The organism is Rhizobium sp. LC145 (assembly GCF_001005825.1).
GTDB lineage: Bacteria > Pseudomonadota > Alphaproteobacteria > Rhizobiales > Rhizobiaceae > Neorhizobium.
Window position 1 is genome coordinate 223059 of the sequence record NZ_LBHV01000005.1, and the last position, 24786, is coordinate 247844.

The following is a 24786-nucleotide window of genomic DNA, read 5'->3' on the forward strand; positions in this document are numbered from 1 at the left end:
CTTGAGAGAAACAATTATGTTCTGTATTTGTTCTCAAGATATAAGTGAGTCAATGCGCATGTGAGCATCGGCGTCAGAACTCGCTTGAGTGAATCGCCGATTCAGCGAGCGGATTCAGGACCATGACCGGGGAAGATTTTTTTGGATGTCGAGACGTAAAATGGTCGATGACAGCGTTCCAATCCTGCGAGATGTACGCAGCCCTGTGATCGAGCTCGACTGCCGCATCTGCCAACGGCATGGGGCACATGATCGCAAGCAGTTGGTGAAGGCCTTTGGCGCCGGCGTCAGCTTTGCCGAAATCCGCCGGCGCATGGCTGTCGGATGCCAAAGGATGAACACAGTCGATGGTGACAAATGCGGTGCCTATTTCCCATGTTTGCTGGAAGAGCGATCTTCCTGATGAAGGCTTAAGTGATGGGAGACACCTACGCCGACCGGCCGCGCAAGATCATCCATGTGGACATGGATGCTTTCTACGCCTCGGTCGAGCAGCGCGATAATCCGGAACTCCGCGGAAAGCCGGTGGCCGTCGGCGGCTCGGCCGCCCGCGGTGTCGTGGCTGCCGCCAGTTATGAGGCGCGTAAGTTCGGCGTTCATTCAGCCATGCCGTCCGTCACCGCCAAGCGCAAATGCCCCGATCTGATCTTCGTCCGGCCGCGCTTCGACGTCTACCGTTCCATCTCCATGCAGATCCGCGAGATCTTCGCGGAATACACGCCGATGATCGAGCCGCTGTCGCTCGACGAGGCCTATCTCGACGTGACGGAGAACCTGAAGGGCATGGAGATCGCAACAGAAATCGCCACAGAAATCCGAGCGAAGATCAAGGCAGTGACCGGCCTGAATGCTTCTGCCGGCGTCAGCTACAACAAGTTCCTGGCGAAGATGGCGAGCGATCTCAACAAGCCGAACGGCCAGGCGGTGATCACGCCGAAGAATGGTCCAGCCTTCGTGCAGGGTCTGCCGGTGAAGAAGTTTCATGGCGTGGGCCCGGCGACCGCCGAAAAAATGCACCGTCTCGGCATCGAGACTGGTGCCGATCTGTTCGGAAAGGAGCTCGACTTCCTGATCGAGCATTTCGGCAAGTCTGGGCCGTATTTCTATGGCATTGCCAGGGGCATCGACAATCGCGAGGTCAAGCCGGACCGGGTGCGCAAGTCTGTCGGCGCCGAGGACACCTTTGCCGAGGACGTTCATGCCTATGACCCGGCACGCGACGGCATCCAGTCTCTGATCGAGAAGGTCTGGAGCTATTGCGAGGCGAATAACATCGGCGCCAAGACAGTCACTCTGAAGGTCAAGTATTCCGATTTCCAGCAGATCACCCGCAGTAAGACCGTGCCGGCGACGCTGTCGTCGATTTCGGATCTGGAGGAGATCGTCGGACTCCTGCTACAGCCGATCTTTCCCGTAAGGAAAGGCATCCGCCTTCTCGGCGTCACCCTTTCTTCGCTCGAGCGTGGTGCGGATCAATCGCAGCCTCAACTTGCTCTTCCCCTATAGCCCTGATCAAGCTGAACCGCAGGGGATGCAGAGCGCGCCTATCGACCAGGTTATGGCAGCCGATTTCTTGCCGTTTTGAATCCTTTGTCGGTCGCCATGAACCTCTGGAGCATCGGCGCAATCAGCTTTGCCGGCTGCGGCGGTTCGGCCTCACCGGCGGTCGCGGCAAGGATCGCCGCATAAGCCTGCAAATCCCGAAACACTGTTGCGGGCAGTTCGACGGTCACTTTGACCGGACGGTCATCGGGAATGACGGAGAGCTTTAACTTGGTCATGACGGCTCCTTCACGGCCCCGTAGGGCCGCATAATGAGATCACGGTTGACGGCGACTCGAACCGGAAAGCCTGGCCGAACTGTCAGCGTAGGCTGGATGTTGAGTTGCCTGCGCACAATCTGCTGACCGATATCGGAGGCGCTGTCCTGCGCGCTTTCACGGATGGCCCTGGCGATCTCGCTTTCATCGTCCGTGGAAAGCTCGGCGCCAATGCCGAGCAGTGTCGAAAGAGCGGCCGCCCGGAAGAGCTGTCCCCAATGGTGATCAACTTCATCCTCCAAGCCGGCAAATCCTTGCGGATCCGTGCCCTGTAAGCGTTCGAGGACAATGGACGTCCCATCCGGCATGATGAGCCGGCTCCAGACCAACAAAACCCGCGACTGGCCGAAAGCGACCTGACTGTCATACTGCCCGATCAGACGCGAGCCCTGCGGAATGAGCAGATGCGTCCCGGTCGGCGTGTCGTAAACGTGCTCCGTCACCTGCGCGGTGATCTGGCCGGGCAGGTCCGATTTGATGCCGGTGATGAGGGCCGCCGGGATGACGGTGCCGGCTTGCACCACATAGGGCGAGGCTTTCCCCTGCACTCGGTCGGGACTGACAGTACGCCTGTCGGCTTCAGCGTTGGCGAAGGCAAGCTTGCGATCCTGCATGTTTTGCGCGGAACCCGGATCGAGCGACGGTGTCTCAGCCGGAAGCGGAAGGTCCGTAGCGGGATCGATGTTGCCGCTCCTCAGGCTAACGGCTTGGCCGTCATGCGTCCGCTCACCGCGACTCTCAGTGAAGAGTTTCGCGATCCGGGCAGCCTCGACTTCGGCTAGGCGGCGCTGCTCTTCCGGATCGGCCTGCGGCGTTTGGATCGCCGGAGGCACCACGGGCTTGCCCTCCTCCTGCGCCCGCAGGATCGGCCGGCCGAGATCACCCGGCAGTGCCGGTCCCAGCTTCGGGATGTTCGTATAGTCCTTCGGCAGGCCCGCGAGCCCCTCGGCCGGCGTGCGATTTTCCGTGTTGTAGAGCTCACTTGGAGACCTACCGGAACGCCGGTTCGTATCGAGCGCCCAGAACAATGCCCCGGCAACGGCGAGGCTCGCCACGCCGCCGAGGCCGATCAGGACTTTTCGGGAAAGGCGGGTGACGCGCGGCGGATCGGGGCGCAACCGGAACTGCGCCTTGAGATCATGAGCATCCGTCATCGGTCGCTACCTCGCGAGAACAGCCCGGCGCGCTTCACGGCTGCAGGCCGGCCGTCGGTACGAACGATACGGACGCGGCGCTGTGAATCCTTATCGCCAAGGCGCAATTCCGCGGCGGCGAAGAGGCGGTCGACCACATAATAGTTCTGACGGGCGCGATAATTCATCAGTTCCGAATTGCCGGAGGGGCCGATGACGAAGAGTGGCGGCATCTCGCCCTGACCGATGCCGGACGGGAATTCGATATAAACCTTCGAACCATCGTCGAACGCCCTCAGGGGCCGCCAGGGCGCTCCGTCGCCCTCGATGCGATAGCGGAAATTCAGCTTCGAGATGTCGACGCCGCTGGCGACCGGCTGCTGCTCCGCCGCACGGGCATTCTGCCGCCGCAACGCAATCAACTGATCGGCCGGATATTGCCAGGAGACGGAGGCCATGTAGGTCTTCTCCGTCGAGCGGAGTTCCATATGATAGGTCCGCCGATCGGTATTGACGACGAGGTTGGTCTGAAGATCCGGCCGCGTCGGCTTGACCAGGATATGGACCTGCCTGCCCTCGCCTGTTCCGCTCTCGGTATCGCCGATGATCCAGCGCACCGTGTCGCCGGCGGCGACGGGACCGGAGCCGACAAGCTGTTCACCCGGCTGCAACGCGATGTCCGTCACTTGGCCGGGCGCGGCATAGACCTGATAGAGCGCGCCGATGGCGAAGGGATAGACCTGCACGGCATTGATGAAGCCGTCGCGGACGGGCTGCATGCGGGCCGCCTCGTTGGCGGCGCTGATGCGGGCTTTCGGATCAGGCGGCTCCGGTTTTGCCTTGCCGCCATCGACCGGTTTCAACTGACCGGGCAGCGGCAGTGTCTTCGGCACTTCCACGACCTTCACCGGCGCGACCGGATCGGCTTTGAGCACTGCCGGCGCCGCATCGTCATAGTCGATTTCCGGCGGAATATATTTCTTCGCGCAGCCGGTAAGCGTGGTCGCCGACATCAGCGTCGCTGCCAGGACCATCGCCCTTTTGCTGTGTGCCCGTTTCATGACCCCATCTCCTTCGACCAGTTGATTGCGTTGACGTAGACGCCGAGCGGATTGGCACGCAGCCGATCGGCGGTGCTCGGTTGCTGGATCACGACGGTCAGGATGGCCGTCCATCGTTCGGTGGTAGAGAGCTGGCCGTTCTCGAAATGCCTTTCGGTCCAGGCAACGCGAAAGCTGTCGGGCGAGGCTCGAATGACGCTGGAGATCTCGACGGAAATTTGCGTCTTGCCGACCTTGGTGAACGGGTCGTTGGCGCGGGCATGGTCGTTGAGCGCGACAGCGCCGCGGTCGGTGGTGAACTCGTAGGCGCGCAGCCAGTTCTGCCGAACGATCACCGCATCCGCTGGAATGCTCCGGACCTGCTCTATGAAACGGGCGAGGTGCCAGGCAATCTGCGGATCAGCGGGTCTGTAATCCGCGACGGCGGGAGCAATAGCCTGCGCTTCTCCGAGTTTGTCGATCTGCACCACCCAGGGAACGACCGTGCCGCGTGTCGATTGCCAAACCAGCGCTGAAGCAAAGCCACCGGCAAGTAGGAGCGAACCGAAGGCCATCAGCCGCCAGTTCTTCGCCTGCACCCGGGCCGATCCGATCCGCTCATCCCAGGCCTTTGCGGCCCTCTGGTATGGGGTCTCAGGCTCCGGGGTGCGGGCGTAACGCACGGAGGGTCGTTTAAAGATGTTCATCGGCGATCATCCTGATTGAGGGAGACGGACATGGAGCCGCCGCCATGGTCACCGGAACGGACCGTGTGGGCGGCGGTGCTGACCCCGTGATGGACGGCGCTGTCGCGCTTCATTCGCTGCGCCCATTCGGGGGGCGAGGACGGTGCGACACCAGGACCGGAAACGGCGGACGCTTGTCCCGCAGTGGTTGGATTATTGGCGACATCGGCGCCGCCGGGATTGAGTTCGTTCCCGCCGCCTGTCGCCTTCCATGCGCTCGACTGCCCGGTGCGATAGCTGGCGCGCATGGCTTCCGTGGCACGAGCCGCGACCTCCCTGCCCTTGTTCATGACGAGGCCTGCACCCGCCTGGGCCACACCGGCAAAGCCGGCAGCCTCGCCGCCCGTTCCGGTATTGCCCACCGAAGCGTCGGCGAGGCCGTAGGCAGTCCGGGCACCACCGGCGAGTACTGCCCCTCCCCGCGCCGCGCCGCCGATGGCGCCGGCGGCTGCGCCGAGACCCGCGCGCGCTCCCATGTAACCGGCTGCTCCGAGGCCAGCGGCGGCAAGACCCGTTCCAACCGCAGCACCTGCCCCCAGTTGCGGCGCGCCCGAGACGAGCCCCGTGGCGATGCCTGGACCGAAGATCGACAATCCCATCAAGGCAAGCGCGCCGAGCACCAGAGACAAGGCCTCGGTGATCGTCGGCTGCTCGGAAAAGCCGGCGGTGAACTCGCTGAACAGGCCGGAGCCGATGCCGACGATGACCGCCAGAACCAGTATCTTCACTCCAGAGGCGACGATATTGCCGAGCACTTTTTCGGCGAGAAAGGCAGTCTTGTTGAAAAGTGCAAAGGGGATCAGTACGAAGCCCGCAAGCGTCGTCAGTTTGAACTCGATGAGGGTGACGAATATCTGGATGGCGAGGACGAAGAAGGCGATCAGTACGATCACCCAGGCGACCATCAGCACGAAGATCTGCACGAAATTCTCGAAGAAGCTGATGTAGCCCATAAGATCGCCGGCGGCCTCAAGGATCGGATTGCCGGCATCGATGCCGACCTGCGCCACGCGGCCCGGCTGTAGAAGCTCGGAACCGGAGAGCGACGATCCCCCGGCCTTGAGGCCAAGCCCGCTGAAACTTTCGAAGATGATGCGGGCGAGGTCGTTGAAGTTGCCGATGACGAAGGCGAAGAAGCCGATATAGAGCGTCTTCTTCACGAGCCGCTGCAGCACGTCCTCGTCGGCGCCCCAGGCCCAGAACAGGCCGGCAAGCACGATGTCGATGGTGATCAGGGCCGACGTCAGGAAAGCGATCTCGCCACCGAGCAGGCCGAAGCCGGAATCGATATACGAAGTGAAGGTTTCGAGGAAGCGGTCGATGATGCCGGTATTGTTCATGGCGGCGGCGCCTTGTCGAGGCCAGGCTTTGGAAGGACCGATGGCTCGGAGTTGCCGGTACGGAAAAAGCGGCGGCGAGCTTCGTCCCATGCCTTGCGGCATGAAGGATCGTCCAGAGCGGCAACTCCCATGTCGCGGCAGCGGGCTAGTCTGGTGATGGTAGGGTCGCCGCCCGGATCGCGGAGGCGGAGAGAGGGGGTATCCTCCGGGCCATTATCATGATGCAGGGCTGAAATTGCGGCGGTCAGCCCCGCGCCGATGGCGACGACGGCGATCATCCGGGCGGCGATCTTCAGGTCCATGCGTCCGCTCCCTCAATCGTGGAACATGCGGACACTGGACGAACTGTAGGCAGTGCCGGCCATGAAGCGGCTGAACTGTTCACGGGCCTGCTCCTCGGCCGCGGCCCGCCGAGCCTGCTCCAGCGCGTCGGCTCGGCCCTGCGCGGCAAGCATAGCCGTCAGATCCGAAATCTGCCTGGCCTGCACAGCGAGCAACTGGTTGCTGGCCTGGGTGGCCTGCAGCATGCCGACCGCCGACTGGCTGGCATCGAGCAGTTCGCCGGTCTGCTGTCGTGTTCCCTCAACATTGCCGACGGCCACTGCCCCTGCTTTCAGCGCGTGCTCGAAGGCGGAAACCGATTGTTGCCAGCGCAGGCGTGCGGACGAGATGAGCTGTGATGAAGATCGATTACCGGAAGCAAAGTCGCGATAGGCGGCGTTAAACTGCTCCTCGATATTCTGGACGTTATAGCCGAGCTGCTGGGCCTCTCCGAGCAGGCTTTTCATCTCGGAAAAATTCCCCTCGATCTCGGACAGCATAGAGGTCGGCAGGCTGGTCAGGTTCTTCGCCTGGTTGATCAGCATCTGTGCTTCATTGGCGAGCGATGTCACCTGATTGTTGATCTGCTCCAAGGCACGAGCTGCCGACAGCAGGTTTTCGCCGTAATTCTTGGGATCAAACACGGTCAGCGCGACGGCGGGTCTTGGATCGAGCGAAACCGTGGCGAGCGGCAGAAGCGCGGAAAGTAGGAGGGCTGACGCCCTGACAGTGCAGCCGAGCAGACCGATACAGGTGCCGCTGATAGCAGTGTTCTTCATGACGAAATATCCTCCTCGGTTGATGGGAAAGCGGATACCGGCCCATCATCGTTGGCGGGTGACTGGCCGACGACATTGGTGAGATCGGGAATGAGATCGGCAGCCCATCTGAGGCCATTGGCCTCAAGCCAGGCTTCGAGGAAATGCGGCCGCGCGCCGTCACGCAGCAGTTCGTCGATCAGCGAGTGGGCGGCCTTGTTGGACGCGGCGCACAGCGTCAGGGCAATGTAGCCGAGGCCGAGCTCGAACAGGCGGTTGCCGCGCCGGGACTGGCAGTAATAGTCCCGCTTCGGCACGGCGCGGGCGACGATCTCGATCTGCCGGTCGTTAAGGCCGAACTGGCGGTAGACCGCGGCGATCTGCGGTTCGATGGCGCGTTCATTGGCCAGGAAGATGCGCGTCGGGCAGCTTTCGACGATAACCGGAGCAATCGGTGAGGCTTCAATGTCGGTTAGCGACTGCGAAGAAAAGGCGACGGAGACGTTTTTCTTGCGCAGCGTTTTCAGCCATTCCTTGATCTTGGCCGCAAACCCACCGTTATCCAGCGCCCGCCAGCCTTCATCGATGATGAGCAGCGAAGGCCGGCCGTCAAAGCGGGATTCGATGCGATGGAAAAGATAGGAGAGCACGGCCGACGCCGCCGCCGTGCCAATCAGCCCTTCCGTCTCGAAGGCCTGAACAGATGCCTCGCCGATCCATTCCATTTCAGCGTCGATCAGCCGGCCATAGGGGCCGCCGATACAATATGGGCGGAGCGCCTGCTTCAGCGCCGACGATTGCAGCAACACGGTCAGGCCGGTGATGGTACGTTCCACAACGGGCGCGGACGCGAGCGATGTGAGCGCCGTCCACAGATGTTCCTTGACATCCGGGGTGATCGTCACGCCTTCGCGGACGAGGATATCCACCAGCCAATCGGCCGCCCAAGCGCGTTCTGGCGTCTCGTGAATACCGGCGAGCGGCTGGAGCGACACGGTATTGAGGAGCTCCGCGTCGTCCGAAACCGAGCCGCCAAGGTCCTGCCAATCACCGCCCATGGCCAGTGTGGCGGCACGGATTGAACCGCCGAAGTCGAAGGCGAATACCTGACTTCTTTCATAGCGCCGGAACTGTAGAGCCATCAGCGCGAGCAGGACGGATTTGCCGGCACCGGTCGGACCAACCACCATCGTATGACCGACATCGCCGACATGCAGCGAAAAGCGGAACGGCGTCGCTCCTTCGGTTTTCGCATAAAACAGTGGCGGCGCGTCGAGGTGTTCGTCCTTGCCCGGTCCGGCCCAGACAGCCGAGAGTGGCATCATATGCGCAAGGTTCAGCGTCGAGATCGGCGGCTGGCGCACGTTCGCATAGACATGGCCCGGAATGCTGCCCATCCACGCCTCGATGGCGTTCACAGTTTCCACGATGCAGGTGAAGTCATGCGATTGGATGACCTTTTCCGCGAGGCGGATTTTCTCGTCTGCAATGCGCGGGTCGGCGTCCCAGACCGTGACGGTCGCGGTCACATAGGCCTCACCGATCCGATCCGAACCGAGATCCTGAAGGGCGGCATCGGCATCGGCCGCCTTGTTGGCGGCATCGGAATCCAGGAGAACGGATTGCTCGTTGGTCAGCACTTCCTTGAGGATGGTGGCAATCGACTTCCGCTTGGCGAACCACTGTCGCCTGATTTTCGTCACCAGACGGGTGGCGTCGGTCTTGTCGAGCATGATTGCGCGTGTCGACCAGCGATACACAAAGGCCAATCGATTGAGATCATCGAGGATGCCGGGGAATGTAGCGGTCGGGAAACCGATCACCGTCAGCGTGCGCAGGTGGAAATCACCAAGACGTGGCTCCAGCCCGCCGGTTAGCGGCTGATCGGCGAGCAACGCATCGAGATGCATCGGTGTTTCCGGCACCCGAACGCGATGACGCTTGGCCGAAATGGTGGAATGCAGATAGGTCAGCGTTTCCGCATCGTCGAGCCAACCGGCTTCCGGCACGAAACCTTCTATCAGTTGCAATACCCTATCCGTGCGATCGACAAAGCTCTTCAGCAATTCACGTGGGTCGACGCCGGACCGCTCACGGCCCTCGTAAAGCCAGCCTTCCATGCGGGCGGATTCCTCGGCCGGCGGCAGCCAGACAAAGGTGAGGAAATAACTGCTCTCGTACAGCGAACCGCCATCCTCGAACTGCTCGCGGCGCTCAATGTCGAGAAGTGCGGAACCACTGTCCGCGAACAGGCTTTCCGGGTATTCCGTGGCGGGATTGCGCTGTGCTTCGACGAAGATCGCCCAGCCGGAACCGAGACGCCGCAGCGCACCGTTGAGCCGTGCCGCAGTGCCGACCAGTTCGGACGGCGTCGCGCTATCGAGATCGGGACCACGAAAACGCGCGGACCGCTGGAAGCTGCCGTCCTTGTTGAGCACAATGCCCTGTGCGATGAGCGCCGCCCACGGCAGGAAGTCGGCAAGACTGGCGTTCTTCTTACGATATTCAGCGAGGTTCAACATGGCTGGCCTCACACGCGGAGATAGGTCGGATAACGAAGGTGACGTCGGCCGACATCGACGAATTGCGCGTCACGCCGTGCGGCCCAGACCGCAGCCAGGTGGCCGATCATCCAAATCACCAGGCCGGCGAGCCAAAGGCGCAGACCAAGGCCGATTGCACCCGCCAGCGTGCCGTTGGCGATTGCCACGGCGCGCGGCGCGCCGCCGAGCAGGATGTGTTCAGTCAGTGCCCGGTGGACCGGCGCGAGGAAGCCGCGGGCCTCTTCCTGTTCGATTGGAAACCTCATGCGATCAGCGCTCCACCGCCAAAGGAGAAGAAGGACAGGAAGAAGCTCGATGCAGCGAAGGCGATGGACAGGCCGAAGACGATTTGAATCAGACGTCGGAAGCCGCCCGACGTATCGCCGAAAGCCAGTGCCAAACCGGTCGAGATAATGATGATAACGGCGATGATCTTGGCGACCGGACCTTCGACGCTTTCCAAGATCTGTTCCAGCGGCTCCTCCCACGGCATGGAGGAGCCGGAGGCGCGTGCCGGCGCGGCCGCCGCCATCAGCATGATGGTCGTGAGCGCCGTCGAACCGGCGAGACGGGCGCGGACGCTACGCAAAACTGAGGATGCCCGCGAAACGGGCAAGACAGGCGGTACATGCACAGTCACGACTGGTCTCCTTTCGAGAGCGGTGGCGTATGGGAGGGGAGTTGCGCGTTCAGGGTTCGGTAATCGCCGGTGGCCGGATCCAGTCCATCGACCAGGGCGATCTCTGCAAGCCGACGGGCAGAGCCGCGGCCGGAGAGCACGGCAATGATGTCGATCGTGTCGGCGATCAGCGCGCGGGGAACGGTGGTGACGGCTTCCTGCACAAGTTGCTCCAGCCGCCGCAGTGCGCCGATAGCCGAATTGGCATGGATGGTGCCGATGCCGCCGGGATGTCCCGTGCCCCAGGCCTTCAGGAGATCGAGGGCTTCCGCCCCGCGCACCTCGCCAATTGGAATGCGATCTGGGCGCAGGCGTAGCGACGACTTGACCAGGTCTGAAAGAGAAGCAACACCATCCTTGGTCCGCATGGCGACCAGGTTGGGTGCCGCGCATTGCAACTCACGCGTATCCTCGATCAGAACCACGCGATCGGAGGTCTTTGCCACCTCGGCGAGCAGCGCGTTCGTCAGCGTCGTCTTGCCGGTGGATGTGCCGCCGGCGATCAGGATATTCTTTCGTCTCTCGACGGCGACCTGCAGCACGTCGGCTTGCGCCTGCACCATGATGCCGGCGGCGACATAGTCGGAAAGGTTGAAGACAGCCGCCGCCGGCTTGCGGATCGCGAAGGCTGGGGCTCCGACGACGGGGGGCAACAGGCCCTCAAACCGTTCGCCGGTTTCGGGGAGTTCGGCAGAGACGCGTGGATTGCCCGAATGGATTTCAGCACCGACGTGATGAGCGACCAACCGCACGATGCGTTCGCCATCGGCGGGCAGCAGCATATCGCCCGTGTCGGCGAGACCTTCCTTTAGCCGGTCGACCCACAACCGGCCGTCCGGGTTCAGCATGATTTCAACGATGGCGGGGTCTTCGAGGTGGCGCGCAATCGCTGGCCCCAAGGCCGTCCGCAGCATCCGCGTCCCGCGTGAGATGGCGTCCCGATTGTAAGCGTGTGCAGGCATTTGGTCCCCGTTTCCGGCCATCCGGGAAAGGTTCGGATGGCAACGGGGACAATCAAGAAAGGCACATTTAGCCCGGCGGCAACAGGATTATTTCAGGTTTCGTAGGCGGTCGTGGAGGAGCGAAAAAATACTTGAGATATGCGGGGCTGCGGCCATGCTGTTCGCTCCCTTCGGCTCGCAAGCCTTGGGAATCGACTCTACGCTCCCTCATGTGCGGACGAAGCTAAGACGCGGTCATCACCACTGGCCTTAGACTATTCTAGTCCTGAGCTCAGATGCCTCTTGAGCACTCCAAGCGCACTGGCAAGCTCCTCAAGGCAAACGGGCTTTTCAATTGTGCCGATCACCAATCCCGGATGCTCGGCGGCGACCTCGACCTGGCCCGTGACAAAAATACCAGGAATGCCACGCTCCTGCAGCCAGGCCGCGGCGTTAGGGCCTGTGCGCCCATCAGCAAGGTCGATATCGATCAGCGCACCATCGATCTCGGATATGTCGAGGTTAGAGGTCAACTCGGCAAAGCTTGCGGCCGAGCCTGCAAAAATATGCCCCAGATCCTCGATCAGGGCTTCGACGTGGAACACGATAAGGGGGTTATCCTCGAGGTAGAAGATTCGGAGCGATGTACAGATCGAATTCATTGATGCAAACACCTTACCATCATCGGAATCGGGAAAATGATCCCGTCGCTATGCAGCGCAGTCCTTCGGAATTGAAGATGATCTGGGGAGGAGAACCAAACAGTCCTCGAAGAGCCGACCGTACATACAGCGTCCCGTAGCCGGGCTTCGACGGCTGCGCCACCGGCGGCCCTCCACTTTCAATCCATCTCATCGTCAAGACAGGTTCGCTGTCCGTGAGCAACTCCCAGTCCAGATGTACCTGACCTTGCGGGCGTGATAACGCGCCATATTTGAGGGCATTCGTGGCAAGTTCGTGCAGACAAAGGGCAATTGTTGTGCCGGCATCCCGCCCTACGTGGACCGAAGATCCCTTTGCTATGATGCGATCCTTGCCGCCGCTGCGATAAGGCAAGCACGTCCGCTCGATGATGTCCGCAAGGTCGACCGTTTCGCCGCCAGCATCGAAGACGGCGGAGTGGACGTTCGACAGCGCTGTGAGGCGACCTGAAAAGTCGTCCGCGAGCTGGTCGACTGAAGTCACGTTACGCCGTGTCATCCCGAATATCGCCGTCACGCTCGCCAGGATATTCTTGACGCGGTGATTGAGTTCGCGGCGCAGCTCGACCTCGCGTTCGATATGGTTTCTCACGTCCCGCTGGCGGAGCCGTGCGAGCAATGCCGACTGGACGCCGCTGAGCAGCTCCAGTGCCGCTACGGGACGCTGATAGTAAATCTGGCGTGAGCGCGGCCATGTGGCGCTGAGTTTGGCGCGAATTTGCGGATGGCGCGCTGTCCGATCGAGAAGAATGATAATCGGCATCTCCGACCAATCCGGTTGATTGGTGAGATGTTCCGCGATGATGTTCAATATGGCGGGATTAAGCGCTTCGTGTGTGACGACCAGTATGCCGGGCGCCTCCGTCAGCCTGACGGCAAGCTCGTCCGGACCGGTAGCCTGCCTTACCGCCACTTCATGTTCGGCGAGCAGCGTCCGCAGGTATTCGGCATCCCTGCGATAGGGTGCCAGGATCAATGCCCAGTCGAGTGAATCGTCACGTCCAGTCACGTCCCTCTCACGACTCCGGTAGAGGATTGTAAGGCACCACGGTCACGCCGGAACTTTGGATGAAGAGTTCGCGCACGTCGAGATCGTGCGGACCATGCCGCTTCTTCACCACCGTGATATTGCGCCTCAGGCGATCTCCATGCTCGGTGATGCGCAGCAGGAGCACGGTATCGCCTAGGAAACTCACATCGACATCAATACCCACATCCTGGCCGAGCAGGCCATGCTGCGCCACAATCAGCATCGTCAGCACGCCGGCCCGGGCCAGATATTTGAGCAGCGACTGGATGTCGCGCACTGCCTTCTCGCGATGCGGCAGCGAGTTGAGGTAGCCAGTGAAGCTGTCGATCACGACCACCCGCACCTTGTTGTTGTTCACAGCCTGCTGCACGATCTGGCCAAACTCGCCGGGAGAAATCTCGTTGGGGTTGAAGTCGCGTATGATAAGCTGACCGCTGTCATAGAACTGACGTAGATCCATGCCGAGACCTTCGGAGCGTCGAAAGAACGTTTCGAGTCTCTCCTCGAACAGGAACAAGGCAACGCTTTCTCCCCGCTTCAGCGCTGCGGTCGCATAAAGCGACGCCATGGTCGACTTGCCCGTGCCCGCCTGCCCGATTACGAGGGTTGTCGTTCCCGACTCCTGACCACCGCCAAACATCACGTCGAGTTCGTCGACGCCTGATTTAATCAGCTGCGGCTTGACAGTTTCTGCGGCAGCACCCGGCACGATCCGCGGAAACACGACAACACCTTCGCCTTCACGAATTGCCATGTCGTGAAAGCCGTCGGCTACGGGCACGCCGCGCATCTTACTCACATCGATGCGGCGGCGGACCGAGCCATATTCCTCGAGCGACTTGTCCAAGCAAATTACGCCATGGGCGATACCCTCAACTTCCTCGCCTGAATTTTGGGCGTCACGAATTTTCGTGTCGAGGAGCAGCGCCACGACGTTTCGCTTGGCAAGAAACGCCTTGAAGGCGATCAGCTCGCGACGAAAACGCGGCGTGTCGCCGGTGATAAGCCGGATTTCGAGTAGGGAGTCATAGACGAGGCGTCTCGGCTTATGCTCCTCGATCGCCGACTCGATGGCTTTCCGCGTCTCGTCCAGCCGAAGTTCGGCGGTTTGAAAGATCGTCTGGTCGGCAGCACCGTTGACCGCATCCGAAGCCGAAAGCTCCTCGACGCGAATGCCGTCTAGCGTCCAGCCATGTGAAAACGCGATCGCTTCGAGTTCGGCCTTCGTCTGCGATAAGCTGACATAAATGCAGCGCTCGCCTGCGGCCACCCCGGCGCGAAGGAACTGAAGAGCCGCTGTGGTCTTGCCAGACCCCGGTTCACCTTGAAGAATATAGAGGTTGGAGGCGGGCAAACCGCCCCGAAGAATCTCATCGAGCCCACCGATACCTGAGCTCACCACTGCCTGCTTCTTGCCCCCTGCCACGTGCGCCTCTCGTTTTGTTGCATCAACTTCAGCAATGAACGCACAGCTTCACAAATTGTGCCATTTACGAATTGCACACGGCGATTCCGGCGCAAAAGGCGACCTGCTCGCGGGGGACTGATAACGCTCGCTCCAGCAGACTGGCTGTTACGATGTGTGGCGCTTCCGACTACTGTCCCAAAGCCCAAAAGGAGTTTCCGAAAGCTGCTGTTCCTGGCACGCGTGGTCGGGGCCTAGTCTGTATAGGACAGCCAATAAAACCAACCGCTCCAGATCAGGTGCTGGCGGTTGCAATGACGATCGCAACCGCCAGCGCTATGTCCAGAACACAGCAGAACTCGGCCATCGAACGCGACACGACCTTATTCACACGGTGATGGTGGATATCCCATGCGGCATGGGCGAACAGACCAGCAGCCACAAGATAGGCGCCTGCGGCCGTGTTGAGATACAGAGCGATCGCTGCGATGGCGCCGAACGCGATCATCGCGATGGTCTGAAGAGGCAAGCCAGCGGTTGAGTGATGCGCGCCGCGTATCAGTCCGTAGCCGAGGAATGCCGCGGCGATCCCCAGAAGAAGCCAAGTCGCATCAATACCGACCAATCCCATTTTTCCGGCCGTGATAACAACGACGGATCCGAAAAAGACCGCCCAGGATGCAGACGGCTTCTCGAGTGCGGCGGCGGCAAGGTATACCAAGCCGGAGGCAGCGACGATCGAAGCCAGTTCTCCACCATGCTCCTCGCCAGTGAAGAGATCGAACGCGACGAAAACGGCGAACCCGACGCCCACCAATGCTGGCCACCATTGCAGGGAGGCGATGCCAGATGGGATGCTCAACCGGCTATCGACGGTTTCGTCGCTGCCGGTTCGTGTCGATGGCGTGTGTGTTTTTTCGGTGTGCTTCATCGTCGGTTCCCCCGGATTAGCGATATGATCGTGCGCCGGCTGGTGCCTCTGGCTATCCGGTCACCAAAATTAACAGCGAAACAGCGTGGCATGAATGTCAAAAACATGCGAATTTCTGCCAATGCCGCACAAGGTTTTGATCGTCGTCTTCCCCGGATTTGAACTCCTCGACGCTGCAGGTCCTGCCTCGGCTTTCGGTATTGCTAACCATGTGCTGACTGAACGCGGCGAGCAGCCGTTCTATACTGTTGAGATGACTTCGCCGGTCGGAGGGTCGGTGCAGAGTAGTTGCGGGATAGCAGTCGAAACGCGGCCACTTTCGTCGATGCAGCCCGCCAACACGCTTCTGGTCGCGGGCGCCGAGGCCGAGAGTCTCAAGGCGACGATTTCCGAACCGGCCGTGCGTCGCTGGCTTCCGCAATATGCGCGAACGGCAGAGCGCTTCGGCTCGATCTGTGCCGGCACATTCATTCTTGCCGCGTTCGGGCTGGTGGATGGGAAGCGGGTGGCAACGCATTGGAAGGCCTGCGGGTCACTCGCCCAGCTTTATCCATCGGTTACAGTGGACCGAGACAGCGTCTTTGTGGTGGACGGGACGATATGGACATCCGCAGGCGTAACGACCGGTATCGACATGACGCTGGCCATGATTGGCCGCGACCTTGATGGTATGATAGCCGGCGAGGTTGCCAAGCGTCTGGTGGTCTATGCGCGTCGTCCTGGCCATCAGGCCCAATTCAGTCCACTTCTCCTGGCGCAGGCAAAGGCCGACAGCCCGTTTGCCGAACTGATCGCATGGATGCAGACCAATCTGGATCGTCCGCTGGACGTCCCGAGCCTTGCGTCCCGGGCAGGCCTGAGCGAGCGGAGTTTTTACCGCAAGTTCCTCGCCACGACTGGCGAGACGCCGGCCCGGTTCATTGAATCGGTTCGACTCGATGCAGCCCGTATGCTGCTGTCACAAGGAACCCCGCTCAAAGCGGTCGCCGCTCAGGTCGGATTGACGCCGCCCGTTCGTTTGACCGCGGCATTTCGGCGCCGGTTCGGCGTAACGCCGGCGTTGTTCCGTGAGACGCAGGCCGAGATCTGAATGAAGCCGGCCCTCATGCGATGCACCGCCTAGAGCGCAACCACGATCTCCATCGCTATCGTCGCTGATCCCCGGTTTCGGGAAGCCGCGAAGCTAAGAGGCGAACATCACCAGCGCACTCGGGCTATCTACCCAAAGGGTTTTGGGACGCTCAGCGGGAATTTTACGACACGGAAATGGCAGTTCTCGCCGATCTCGGGCGTTGAGGTTGAAAAAACGGTTCGGTGTGTCGGAAAACGCGGCTGTCCTTCGTCCTGGGATGTGAAACGCAAAGTGCCCGATCAACGATACTCGAGGAGAACATCATGACCGCTACCTACACTTTCGATGTCTTTGCCAGCCTCGACGGCTTTGGTGCTCACAACGGCGACTGGGGTGGCTACTGGGGAAAGCAAGGCCCAGAGTTGCTTGATCACCGCCTTGCCCTCTACGGTGAGGAGCAGAGGATGGTCTTCGGCGCCAACACCTATCGAGCCTTCGCGCGGATGCTGGCTTCGAGCACCGAGGGGTCGGAGGTTCGTGACCTATGGGTCACGCGGATGAGGAGCCTGCCGGCAACGGTGGTATCGACTACGCTGGAAGGTCCCCTCGATTGGCCGGACGCTGATCTTGTCAATGGCAATGCCGTCGATGTCGTCGCTCGGCTCAAGGCGGAATCCAAGGTGCCGTTGCGCTCGCACGGCAGCCTATCCATGAACCGGGCGCTGATGGCTGCCGGTCTAGTCGACCGCGTTCAGATAACGCTCTTCCCTGTGATCACCGGCCAGACCGGGTTGGACCCGATCTTCCATGGTGCGGCCGACTTCGACCTTGACCTAATCGAGAGCCAAACGCTCGACGGCCATACCCAAGAGCTGATCTACCGACCTACCCTGCACGCCTAAGTCCGTCCATGCTCTGCTACCCGTCAAGCATCGCAACATGGCTGACTGTTACTTGACCTCGTAGGGAACCGCGAACCGAGTATGATGATCTATTATCAGCTTGCGTCTGAAGGGCGGTAGAGCCCGGCTTGCGCAGTTCGAGCGATCGCAGATACGGCACGAAATCCCGATCGGATCGAAGCGCGTCCTGTCGCTTAGATTGAAGTCGTCAGCGTAGACGAACGCGTCGGCATAGGCGATTTCGCAGCCCAATGCCAATGCATATGTCGGCTGTTGAGTGTGGAAGCCACCGCGTCCCTTGACGACCTGCGTCGCTAGGCAGAGATAGCGCACGCCATCAGGCGTCTCGGCGAGTTGGCGGATGATCCGCCCTGGAGCTTCGAAAGCCTGGTGCGCATTCCAGAGCGAACAGGCGGCGCCGAACCGCGCAAACTGCAATTTCGTCGCGCTGTGTCTTTTGGTGATATTGCCGGCACGGTCGATCTTGGCAAAGAAGATCGGCACCCCCTTGGAACCGGGCCGCTGCATGGTTGAAAGCCGATGGCAGACTTGTTCCAGGGATACGCTAAAGCGAATCGCCAGGAGTTCGATGTCATGACGCAGCTCTCGCGCGGCAGTTACAAAGTCCTGGTAGGGCATAAGAAGCGCACCCGCGAAATAATTGTGTAGCCCAATCCTACAGATCTCAACCGCCTCCTCATTGCGGAATCCAGCCTCGCGGGCCGTGTCATCAATCAGGGCGCCAGCGTGAAGCTGGGCGATCTGTACGGCCATCTGGAAGGTCCGCGTCTGCACCGAAGCATAAGGGTTCAGCACCAGCAATCTCCCCGCCGGGTCGTAGCTTCGGACCGCGCTCATCGTCGTCGGCCCCTGCACTACCCGCACGCTCAACTGTTTCTCCAGATAGGCCGTCAGCGCCGCATGGTTGTCGCTACGGCCGAAGCCGTAGTTGTGCGCCAGCTCCTCCGCCGCAATGTCGAGTTCGTCCAGATAGTTGTCGACGAAGTGAAAGAAGTCGCGCACTTCGTCATAGGGGGTCACCTCGGAGAAGGGCGCCCGGGCAAGACGATCGTCCATTCCAGCGAGCTGCTCGCTGTTGCGCAGGTAGGCCTGATGACAAGTGATCAGCGCGTGCGCAAACCCCGGTGCGTTCTGAGTTATCAGCTTCAGTTCCTGCAGGCTAGGCGAGTAGCCGTCAAAGAGCGGATCGGCGATGGCCTCGGACAGAGCGGACAGGAGACGATCGGTCTCCCCACTCGCCAGTTCGGCGAAGTCGAGCTTGAATTTGTCGACAAGGGCCACCAGGACCGACGCAGAAACGGGCCGCTGATTGCTCTCGATCTGATTGAGGTAGCTCGTCGAGATTCCGAGGCGCTCCGCGAACTGGCCTTGGGTCGCCTTACTGGCCAGCCTCAGTTCCCTCACTTTTCGTCCGATGAATAGTTTTCCGGCGGCCATGTTCGCAATTTCACAATTTCTGATTTGCTTTTTTATAATTTCCCATCTGCACCTTCTCAACCGTTTTCCGTCCCTTGAATGCACGTTAAACCGGGGTCAAACGTGAGGGAGGAACAATGCGCGCAGTTCTGGGTGAGGTCGAGAAGCGGCGGGCGGAAGCAAGGCTCGGCGGCGGCGAGAAGCGCATCGCCGCGCAGCATGCCAAGGGAAAATTGACGGCGCGCGAGCGCATCGAGGTCCTGCTCGACGAGGGCTCCTTCGAGGAGTTCGACATGTATGTCACGCACCGCGCGGTGGATTTCGGCATGGCGGGCCAGAAGGTGGCGGGTGATGGCGTCGTCACCGGCTGGGGCACGATCAATGGCCGCCAGGTTTACGTCTTCTCCCAGGATTTCACCGTGCTTGGCGGTTCGCTCTCCGAGACCCACGCCCAGAAGATCTGCAAGATCATGGATATGGCCGTGCGCGTCGGTGCGCCGGTGATCGGGCTTAATGATTCCGGCGGCGCCCGTATCCAGGAAGGTGTCGCCTCGCTCGCAGGCTATGCGGAAGTCTTCCGCCGCAATGCGGAAGCCTCCGGCGTCATCCCCCAGATATCTGTCATCATGGGGCCGTGCGCGGGCGGCGCGGTCTATTCCCCGGCCATGACCGACTTCATCTTCATGGTGCGCGATTCATCCTACATGTTCGTCACCGGGCCGGATGTGGTGAAGACGGTGACCAACGAGATCGTCACGGCCGAGGAACTCGGCGGCGCGGGCACGCATACGAAGAAATCCTCGGTCGCCGATGGGGCCTATGAAAACGACATCGAGACGCTGGAAGCGGTGCGTCGTCTTTTCGATTTCCTGCCCTTGAACAATCGTGAGAAGCCGCCCGTCCGTCCCTTCCATGATGATCCGGCCCGTCTCGAAAACCGACTCGACAGCCTGATCCCGGATAGCGCCAGCAAGCCCTATGACATGAAGGAGCTTGTCCATGCGATCGCCGACGAGGGCGATTTCTTCGAGATCCAGGAAGCCTTCGCGAAGAACATCATCACCGGTTTCATCCGGCTCGAAGGCCAGACGGTGGGCGTCGTCGCCAACCAGCCCATGGTGCTCGCCGGCTGTCTGGATATCGACTCATCCCGCAAGGCTGCTCGCTTCGTGCGTTTCTGCGATGCCTTCTCGATCCCCATCCTCACGCTGGTCGATGTGCCGGGCTTCCTGCCGGGCGTCGCGCAGGAATATGGCGGCGTCATCAAGCACGGCGCCAAGCTCCTGTTCGCCTATTCGGAAGCGACCGTGCCGATGGTGACGCTGATTACCCGCAAGGCTTATGGCGGCGCCTATGACGTGATGGCTTCGAAACATATCGGCGCCGATATCAACTATGCCTGGCCGACCGCGGAGATCGCGGTAATGGGCGCCAAGGGCGCGACCGAAATCCTCTACCGCTCGGAACTCTCCGATCCGGAAAAGATCGCCGCGCGCACGAAGGAATATGAGGAGCGTTTCGCCAATCCCTTCGTGGCGGCCGAGCGCGGCTTCATCGACGAGGTCATCATGCCGCATTCCTCGCGCCGCCGCATCGCCCGCGCCTTCGCCTCGCTCAGAAACAAGCAGGTGACCACGCATTGGAAAAAACACGACAACATCCCCCTTTGATGTGGTCCGCCGTGAGGAATTAATCCATGTTTAAGAAAATCCTCATCGCCAATCGTGGCGAAATCGCCTGCCGGGTCATCAGAACGGCGAAGAAGATGGGCATCGCCACGGTCGCCGTCTATTCGGATGCCGACCGCGACGCGCTGCATGTGCGCATGGCCGACGAGGCGGTGCATATCGGTCCCGCCCCCTCCAGCCAGTCCTATATCGTCATCGAGAAGATCCTCGATGCGATCCGCAAGACCGGCGCCGACGCCGTCCATCCGGGCTACGGTTTCCTCTCGGAAAACCCCGCCTTCGCCGCCGCCCTGGAAAAGGAGGGCGTCGCCTTCATCGGCCCGCCCGTCAAGGCGATCGAGGCCATGGGCGACAAGATCACCTCGAAGAAGATCGCAGCGGAAGCCGGCGTCAACACCGTGCCCGGCCATATGGGCCTCATCGAGGATGCCGACGAGGCGGTGAAGATCGCGTCCTCCATCGGCTATCCAGTGATGATCAAGGCGTCCGCCGGCGGCGGCGGCAAGGGAATGCGGATCGCCTGGAACGACAAGGAGGCCCGCGAAGGCTTCCAGTCATCGAAGAACGAGGCGAAGAGCTCCTTCGGCGACGACCGCATCTTCATCGAGAAGTTCGTCAGTGAGCCCCGCCATATCGAGATCCAGGTGCTGGGCGACAGGCACGGCAACACGCTCTATCTCGGCGAGCGCGAATGCTCCATCCAGCGGCGAAACCAGAAGGTCATCGAGGAGGCGCCGTCGCCCTTCCTCGATGCCGGGACCCGAAGGGCCATGGGCGAGCAGGCCGTGGCGCTCGCGAAAGCGGTCGGCTATTCCTCCGCCGGCACGGTGGAGTTCATCGTCGACGGCGATCGGAACTTCTACTTCCTCGAAATGAACACCCGCCTGCAGGTCGAGCATCCGGTGACCGAACTTGTCACCGGCATCGATCTCGTCGAGCAGATGATCCGCGTGGCGGCCGGTGAGAAGCTTTCCTTCGGTCAGGACGATGTGAAGCTCACCGGCTGGGCTGTCGAAAGCCGGCTTTACGCGGAAGACCCGTATCGCAACTTCCTGCCCTCGATCGGCAGGCTTTCCCGCTACCGTCCGCCGATGGAAGGCCGGCGGGAGGATGGCACCGTGGTGCGCAACGATACCGGCGTCTTCGAGGGCGGCGAGATATCCATGTATTACGACCCGATGATCGCCAAGCTCTGCACCTGGGCTCCCGATCGCTTGGGAGCGATCGATGCCATGGCGACGGCGCTCGACGATTTCGAGGTCGAGGGCATCGGCCACAACCTGCCCTTCCTCTCGGCCGTCATGGAGCATGAGCGGTTCCGTGCCGGGCGGCTGACCACCGGTTTCATCGCGGAGGAGTTTCCGGAAGGCTTTTCCGGCGTGCGCCCGGATGAGGCCGCCGCCCGCAAGCTCGCGGCCATCGCCATCCTCGTCAACCAGGTGCTGCAGGAGCGTGCGGTGCAGATCTCCGGCACGATCGGCAATCACCGCCGCGTCGTCGGCAGGGAATGGGTGGTCACGCTTGCCGGTTTCGAGCTGACCGGTTTGGAGCTGGCCGCCGATCTCGAAACCTCCCCGGACGGCACCTCCGTCACGTTCTCGGACGGCGCGCGCATTTCGGTTGCCACGGGTTGGCTGCCCGGCCAGAGCCATGCGGCCTTCCATCTGGATGGCGAGGCGATGAGCGTGAAGGTCGATCTCGTCGGCACCGCGATAAGGCTGCGCTGGCGCGGCATGGATGTGACGGCGCGAGTCCGCTCTCCGCGCATCGCCAAGCTTGCGCGCCTGATGCCGGTCAAGCTGCCGCCGGATACGTCGAAAATGCTGCTTTGCCCCATGCCGGGCGTCATCACCTCGGTCGCCGTCAAGGCGGGCGATCAGGTCGAGGCCGGCCAGACGCTCGCAACCGTCGAGGCGATGAAGATGGAGAATGTGCTGAAGGCCGAGAGACAGGGCGTGGTCAAGCGCGTCGCGGCCACTGCCGGCCAGAGTCTGGCGGTGGATGAACTGATCATGGAGTTCGCGTGATGTCCGAGAAGACCGGGAAAGCTACCAAAGCGGATTGGGAGTGGCTTGCCGAGAAGGAGCTGAAGGCTTCGCCGGAAACGCTCGTCTGGCACACGGCGGAAGGCATCGATGTGAAGCCGCTCTATACGGCCGAGGACCTTCAGGGCATCGGCCATCTCGATTCGCTGCCCGGCTTCAAGCCCTTCGTGCGCGGCCCGCGCGCCACCATGTATGCCGGCCGCCCCTGGACCATCCGCCAATATGCCGGCTTCTCGACGGCCGAAGCCTCCAACGCCTTCTACCGCCGCAACCTCGCCGCCGGGCAGAAGGGCCTCTCCGTCGCCTTCGATCTCGCCACCCATCGCGGCTACGATTCGGATCATCCGCGCGTCGAGGGCGATGTCGGCAAGGCCGGCGTGGCGATCGACTCGGTCGAGGACATGAAGATCCTCTTCGACGGCATTCCGCTGAAGGACATGTCCGTTTCCATGACCATGAACGGCGCGGTCATCCCGATCCTCGCCTCCTTCATCGTCGCCGGGGAGGAGCAGGGCTGCTCGCGCGCCGAGCTTTCCGGGACCATCCAGAACGATATCCTCAAGGAGTTCATGGTCCGCAACACCTATATCTATCCGCCCGAGCCTTCGATGCGCATCGTCGCGGACATCATCGAATACACGGCGAAGGAAATGCCGAAGTTCAACTCGATCTCGATATCCGGCTATCACATGCAGGAGGCCGGCGCGACGCTGGTGCAGGAGCTGGCCTTCACGCTGGCCGACGGCCGCGAATATGTGAGGGCCGCACTTGCCAAGGGCCTGAACGTCGACGATTTCGCCGGCCGGCTCTCCTTCTTCTTCGCCATCGGCATGAACTTCTTCATGGAGGCGGCGAAGCTGCGCGCGGCACGGCTTCTCTGGTCGCGCATCATGGAGGAGTTCGAGCCGAAAAAGGCGTCGTCCTTCATGCTGCGCACCCATTGCCAGACCTCCGGCGTCTCGCTGCAGGAACAGGATCCTTATAACAACGTCATCCGCACGGCCTATGAGGCGCTGTCCGCCGTTCTCGGCGGCACGCAGTCGCTGCACACCAATGCGCTGGACGAGGCCATGGCCCTGCCGACGGATTTTTCCGCCCGCATCGCCCGCAATACGCAGCTCATCCTGAGCCACGAGACGGGCGTGACCAAGGTGGTCGATCCGCTTGCCGGTTCCTACTATGTCGAAAGCCTGACGAACGAACTCGCTGAAAAGGCCTGGAGCCTGATCGAGGAGGTCGAGTCCCTTGGCGGCATGACAAAAGCGGTCGCGGAAGGCCTGCCGAAGCGGATGATCGAGGAAGCGGCCACGCTTCGCCAGGCGCGGGTGGATCGCGGCGAGGAAATCATTGTCGGCGTCAACAAGTACCGGCTGGAGAACGAGGACGAACTCGACATTCTCGCCATCGACAATACCGCCGTGCGCAAAGGCCAGATCCGGCGGCTGGAAGAGGTGCGCCGGCAGCGCGATCCGAAGCGCGTGGCGGCGGCGCTCGCCGTCCTGGAGGAAGCCGCGGAAACCGGCGAGGGGAACCTGCTGGAAGTGGCGATCGAAGCCGCCCGTGCGCGCGCCACCGTCGGCGAAATCTCCGACGCGATGCGGCAGGCCTTCGGCGGCCACTCGGCGGTTCCGGAGGTCGTCGGCGATATCTACGGACCCGCTTATGCGGACGATCCGGAATACAGGACGATCGTCTCGCGCCTTGGCAGCTACGCCCGGACGCTGGGTGCGAAACCGAGGATCATGGTCGCCAAGCTCGGCCAGGACGGGCACGACCGTGGCGCCAAGGTGATCGCGTCGGCCTTCGGCGATATCGGCTTCGACGTGCTGGCCGGTCCGCTCTTCCAGACGCCGGAGGAGGCAGCCGACCTTGCGATCGAGCAAAAGGTGCAGGTGGTCGGCATGTCCTCGCTCGCCGCCGGCCACCGGACGCTCGCCCCGCAGCTTGTCGAAGCCCTGAAGCAAAAAGGCGCCGAAAACATCGTCGTCGTGGTCGGCGGCGTCATTCCGCGGCAGGACTACGATTATCTGATGCAGCACGGCGTCGCCGCCGTGTTCGGCCCCGGCACCAATGTGCTCGATGCCGCCAACAAGGTGCTCGACCTCATCGAGGGCAAAAGAAGGAATATTTGACTCCACCTCACAGCCAGCATGGTTCAAACGCAGTCGTTCCCGGTGATTGGGCGTTGACGAGATCGCTATTCATCCGGGATGCAGCCCAGAGAACGACAGCCGTGAAACTCGTTTGCTACGAC

23 protein-coding genes are annotated in these 24786 nt (G+C 61.5%); 7 read left to right on the forward strand and 16 right to left on the reverse strand.

Going from position 1 to position 24786, the window contains the following annotated elements; translation table 11 throughout:
- The first annotated feature begins 145 nt into the window (after positions 1-145).
- Positions 146-403 (forward strand): hypothetical protein, encoded by a 258-nt coding sequence (locus tag YH62_RS16505; RefSeq protein ID WP_046795332.1) that lies wholly within the window; start codon positions 146-148, stop codon positions 401-403.
- A 14-nt stretch (positions 404-417) separates the two neighbouring features.
- The gene (gene dinB, locus YH62_RS16510; protein ID WP_046795333.1) at positions 418-1506 is read left to right on the forward strand and encodes a DNA polymerase IV; all 1089 of its coding nucleotides are present in this window, start codon (positions 418-420) and stop codon (positions 1504-1506) included.
- 50 nt (positions 1507-1556) lie between these two features.
- Here the strand turns inward: dinB and YH62_RS16515 are convergent, their stop codons facing one another.
- The 15 genes from YH62_RS16515 to YH62_RS16585 all read right to left on the reverse strand — a co-directional run bounded on the left by YH62_RS16515 (position 1557) and on the right by YH62_RS16585 (position 15388).
- Positions 1557-1781, reverse strand: coding sequence for a DUF2274 domain-containing protein (locus YH62_RS16515; RefSeq protein ID WP_046795334.1), 225 nt, complete (start codon positions 1779-1781; stop codon positions 1557-1559).
- On the reverse strand, positions 1778-2974 hold the full coding sequence (locus YH62_RS16520; protein ID WP_046795335.1) for a TrbI/VirB10 family protein: 1197 nt from the start codon (positions 2972-2974) through the stop codon (positions 1778-1780). Before YH62_RS16520 ends, YH62_RS16515 begins: the two co-directional genes overlap by 4 nt.
- A complete protein-coding gene (gene trbG, locus YH62_RS16525) occupies positions 2971-4014 on the reverse strand; it encodes a P-type conjugative transfer protein TrbG (RefSeq protein ID WP_082118382.1) in 1044 nt (347 codons plus the stop codon). The genes YH62_RS16520 and trbG overlap by 4 nt, the downstream gene beginning before the upstream one ends.
- Positions 4011-4700 carry a conjugal transfer protein TrbF gene (gene trbF / locus YH62_RS16530; protein ID WP_046795336.1) on the reverse strand — a complete coding sequence of 230 codons (690 nt, stop codon included), beginning with the start codon at positions 4698-4700 and terminating at the stop codon, positions 4011-4013. Before trbF ends, trbG begins: the two co-directional genes overlap by 4 nt.
- Positions 4697-6079, reverse strand: a complete 1383-nt coding sequence (gene trbL / locus YH62_RS16535) for a P-type conjugative transfer protein TrbL (RefSeq protein ID WP_046795337.1) — start codon at positions 6077-6079, stop codon at positions 4697-4699. The genes trbF and trbL overlap by 4 nt, the downstream gene beginning before the upstream one ends.
- On the reverse strand, positions 6076-6381 hold the full coding sequence (gene trbK-alt, locus YH62_RS16540; protein WP_046795338.1) for a putative entry exclusion protein TrbK-alt: 306 nt from the start codon (positions 6379-6381) through the stop codon (positions 6076-6078). The genes trbL and trbK-alt overlap by 4 nt, the downstream gene beginning before the upstream one ends.
- A gap of 12 nt (positions 6382-6393) precedes the next feature.
- Positions 6394-7179 carry a P-type conjugative transfer protein TrbJ gene (gene trbJ, locus YH62_RS16545; RefSeq protein ID WP_082118383.1) on the reverse strand — a complete coding sequence of 262 codons (786 nt, stop codon included), beginning with the start codon at positions 7177-7179 and terminating at the stop codon, positions 6394-6396.
- Positions 7176-9680: a conjugal transfer protein TrbE gene (trbE, locus tag YH62_RS16550; protein WP_046795339.1), complete on the reverse strand. Its 2505-nt coding sequence runs from the start codon at positions 9678-9680 to the stop codon at positions 7176-7178. Before trbE ends, trbJ begins: the two co-directional genes overlap by 4 nt.
- 8 nt (positions 9681-9688) lie before the next feature.
- Positions 9689-9967, reverse strand: a complete 279-nt coding sequence (locus tag YH62_RS16555; protein ID WP_046795340.1) for a VirB3 family type IV secretion system protein — start codon at positions 9965-9967, stop codon at positions 9689-9691.
- The gene (locus YH62_RS16560) at positions 9964-10239 is read right to left on the reverse strand and encodes a TrbC/VirB2 family protein (RefSeq protein WP_245282124.1); all 276 of its coding nucleotides are present in this window, start codon (positions 10237-10239) and stop codon (positions 9964-9966) included. The genes YH62_RS16555 and YH62_RS16560 overlap by 4 nt, the downstream gene beginning before the upstream one ends.
- 98 nt (positions 10240-10337) lie before the next feature.
- Positions 10338-11342 carry a P-type conjugative transfer ATPase TrbB gene (trbB, locus tag YH62_RS16565; protein ID WP_046795341.1) on the reverse strand — a complete coding sequence of 335 codons (1005 nt, stop codon included), beginning with the start codon at positions 11340-11342 and terminating at the stop codon, positions 10338-10340.
- Between the two features lie 254 nt (positions 11343-11596).
- Positions 11597-11983 (reverse strand): response regulator, encoded by a 387-nt coding sequence (locus YH62_RS16570; protein WP_046795342.1) that lies wholly within the window; start codon positions 11981-11983, stop codon positions 11597-11599.
- Positions 11984-12002: 19 nt separating this feature from the next.
- Positions 12003-12992, reverse strand: a complete 990-nt coding sequence (locus YH62_RS16575; RefSeq protein WP_082118403.1) for a sensor histidine kinase — start codon at positions 12990-12992, stop codon at positions 12003-12005.
- Between the two features lie 46 nt (positions 12993-13038).
- Positions 13039-14478 (reverse strand): ATPase domain-containing protein, encoded by a 1440-nt coding sequence (locus YH62_RS16580; protein WP_046795344.1) that lies wholly within the window; start codon positions 14476-14478, stop codon positions 13039-13041.
- A gap of 274 nt (positions 14479-14752) precedes the next feature.
- Entirely contained in the window at positions 14753-15388 is a 636-nt protein-coding gene (locus YH62_RS16585; protein ID WP_245282111.1) for a hypothetical protein, read from the reverse strand.
- 121 nt (positions 15389-15509) lie between these two features.
- Here YH62_RS16585 and YH62_RS16590 point away from each other — a divergent pair, with 121 nt between their 5' ends.
- Both YH62_RS16590 and YH62_RS16595 read left to right on the forward strand, forming a co-directional pair.
- Positions 15510-16478: a helix-turn-helix domain-containing protein gene (locus YH62_RS16590; protein WP_046795345.1), complete on the forward strand. Its 969-nt coding sequence runs from the start codon at positions 15510-15512 to the stop codon at positions 16476-16478.
- Positions 16479-16783: 305 nt separating this feature from the next.
- The gene (locus YH62_RS16595) at positions 16784-17362 is read left to right on the forward strand and encodes a dihydrofolate reductase family protein (RefSeq protein WP_046795346.1); all 579 of its coding nucleotides are present in this window, start codon (positions 16784-16786) and stop codon (positions 17360-17362) included.
- Between the two features lie 48 nt (positions 17363-17410).
- On the opposite strand, the gene YH62_RS16600 is transcribed toward YH62_RS16595, so the two are convergent.
- On the reverse strand, positions 17411-18820 hold the full coding sequence (locus YH62_RS16600; protein ID WP_046795347.1) for a helix-turn-helix transcriptional regulator: 1410 nt from the start codon (positions 18818-18820) through the stop codon (positions 17411-17413).
- A 116-nt stretch (positions 18821-18936) separates the two neighbouring features.
- Here YH62_RS16600 and YH62_RS16605 point away from each other — a divergent pair, with 116 nt between their 5' ends.
- From YH62_RS16605 to scpA, 3 genes are read left to right on the forward strand one after another with little or no spacing between them, the layout of a single operon-like run.
- Positions 18937-20469 carry an acyl-CoA carboxylase subunit beta gene (locus tag YH62_RS16605; RefSeq protein ID WP_046795348.1) on the forward strand — a complete coding sequence of 511 codons (1533 nt, stop codon included), beginning with the start codon at positions 18937-18939 and terminating at the stop codon, positions 20467-20469.
- A gap of 26 nt (positions 20470-20495) precedes the next feature.
- Entirely contained in the window at positions 20496-22514 is a 2019-nt protein-coding gene (locus YH62_RS16610; RefSeq protein ID WP_046795349.1) for an acetyl/propionyl/methylcrotonyl-CoA carboxylase subunit alpha, read from the forward strand.
- Positions 22514-24664, forward strand: coding sequence for a methylmalonyl-CoA mutase (gene scpA / locus YH62_RS16615; RefSeq protein WP_046795350.1), 2151 nt, complete (start codon positions 22514-22516; stop codon positions 24662-24664). The genes YH62_RS16610 and scpA overlap by 1 nt, the downstream gene beginning before the upstream one ends.
- Positions 24665-24786: the final 122 nt, after the last annotated feature.

What these genes read in the sequence shown, in the direction of transcription:
- trbE (WP_046795339.1), bottom strand. Translation starts at nt 9,680, where the DNA reads ATGTTGAACCTCGCTGAATATCGTAAGAAGAACGCCAGTCTTGCCGAC.
- trbJ (WP_082118383.1), bottom strand. Translation starts at nt 7,179, where the DNA reads ATGAAGAACACTGCTATCAGCGGCACCTGTATCGGTCTGCTCGGCTGC.
- trbL (WP_046795337.1), bottom strand. Translation starts at nt 6,079, where the DNA reads ATGAACAATACCGGCATCATCGACCGCTTCCTCGAAACCTTCACTTCG.
- YH62_RS16555 (WP_046795340.1), bottom strand. Translation starts at nt 9,967, where the DNA reads ATGAGGTTTCCAATCGAACAGGAAGAGGCCCGCGGCTTCCTCGCGCCG.
- scpA (WP_046795350.1), top strand. Translation starts at nt 22,514, where the DNA reads ATGTCCGAGAAGACCGGGAAAGCTACCAAAGCGGATTGGGAGTGGCTT.
- trbF (WP_046795336.1), bottom strand. Translation starts at nt 4,700, where the DNA reads ATGAACATCTTTAAACGACCCTCCGTGCGTTACGCCCGCACCCCGGAG.
- YH62_RS16515 (WP_046795334.1), bottom strand. Translation starts at nt 1,781, where the DNA reads ATGACCAAGTTAAAGCTCTCCGTCATTCCCGATGACCGTCCGGTCAAA.
- dinB (WP_046795333.1), top strand. Translation starts at nt 418, where the DNA reads ATGGGAGACACCTACGCCGACCGGCCGCGCAAGATCATCCATGTGGAC.
- YH62_RS16590 (WP_046795345.1), top strand. Translation starts at nt 15,510, where the DNA reads ATGCCGCACAAGGTTTTGATCGTCGTCTTCCCCGGATTTGAACTCCTC.
- trbB (WP_046795341.1), bottom strand. Translation starts at nt 11,342, where the DNA reads ATGCCTGCACACGCTTACAATCGGGACGCCATCTCACGCGGGACGCGG.
- YH62_RS16560 (WP_245282124.1), bottom strand. Translation starts at nt 10,239, where the DNA reads ATGCTGATGGCGGCGGCCGCGCCGGCACGCGCCTCCGGCTCCTCCATG.
- YH62_RS16505 (WP_046795332.1), top strand. Translation starts at nt 146, where the DNA reads ATGTCGAGACGTAAAATGGTCGATGACAGCGTTCCAATCCTGCGAGAT.
- trbG (WP_082118382.1), bottom strand. Translation starts at nt 4,014, where the DNA reads ATGAAACGGGCACACAGCAAAAGGGCGATGGTCCTGGCAGCGACGCTG.
- YH62_RS16520 (WP_046795335.1), bottom strand. Translation starts at nt 2,974, where the DNA reads ATGACGGATGCTCATGATCTCAAGGCGCAGTTCCGGTTGCGCCCCGAT.
- YH62_RS16595 (WP_046795346.1), top strand. Translation starts at nt 16,784, where the DNA reads ATGACCGCTACCTACACTTTCGATGTCTTTGCCAGCCTCGACGGCTTT.
- YH62_RS16610 (WP_046795349.1), top strand. Translation starts at nt 20,496, where the DNA reads ATGTTTAAGAAAATCCTCATCGCCAATCGTGGCGAAATCGCCTGCCGG.
- YH62_RS16600 (WP_046795347.1), bottom strand. Translation starts at nt 18,820, where the DNA reads ATGGCCGCCGGAAAACTATTCATCGGACGAAAAGTGAGGGAACTGAGG.
- trbK-alt (WP_046795338.1), bottom strand. Translation starts at nt 6,381, where the DNA reads ATGGACCTGAAGATCGCCGCCCGGATGATCGCCGTCGTCGCCATCGGC.
- YH62_RS16585 (WP_245282111.1), bottom strand. Translation starts at nt 15,388, where the DNA reads ATGAAGCACACCGAAAAAACACACACGCCATCGACACGAACCGGCAGC.
- YH62_RS16570 (WP_046795342.1), bottom strand. Translation starts at nt 11,983, where the DNA reads ATGAATTCGATCTGTACATCGCTCCGAATCTTCTACCTCGAGGATAAC.
- YH62_RS16605 (WP_046795348.1), top strand. Translation starts at nt 18,937, where the DNA reads ATGCGCGCAGTTCTGGGTGAGGTCGAGAAGCGGCGGGCGGAAGCAAGG.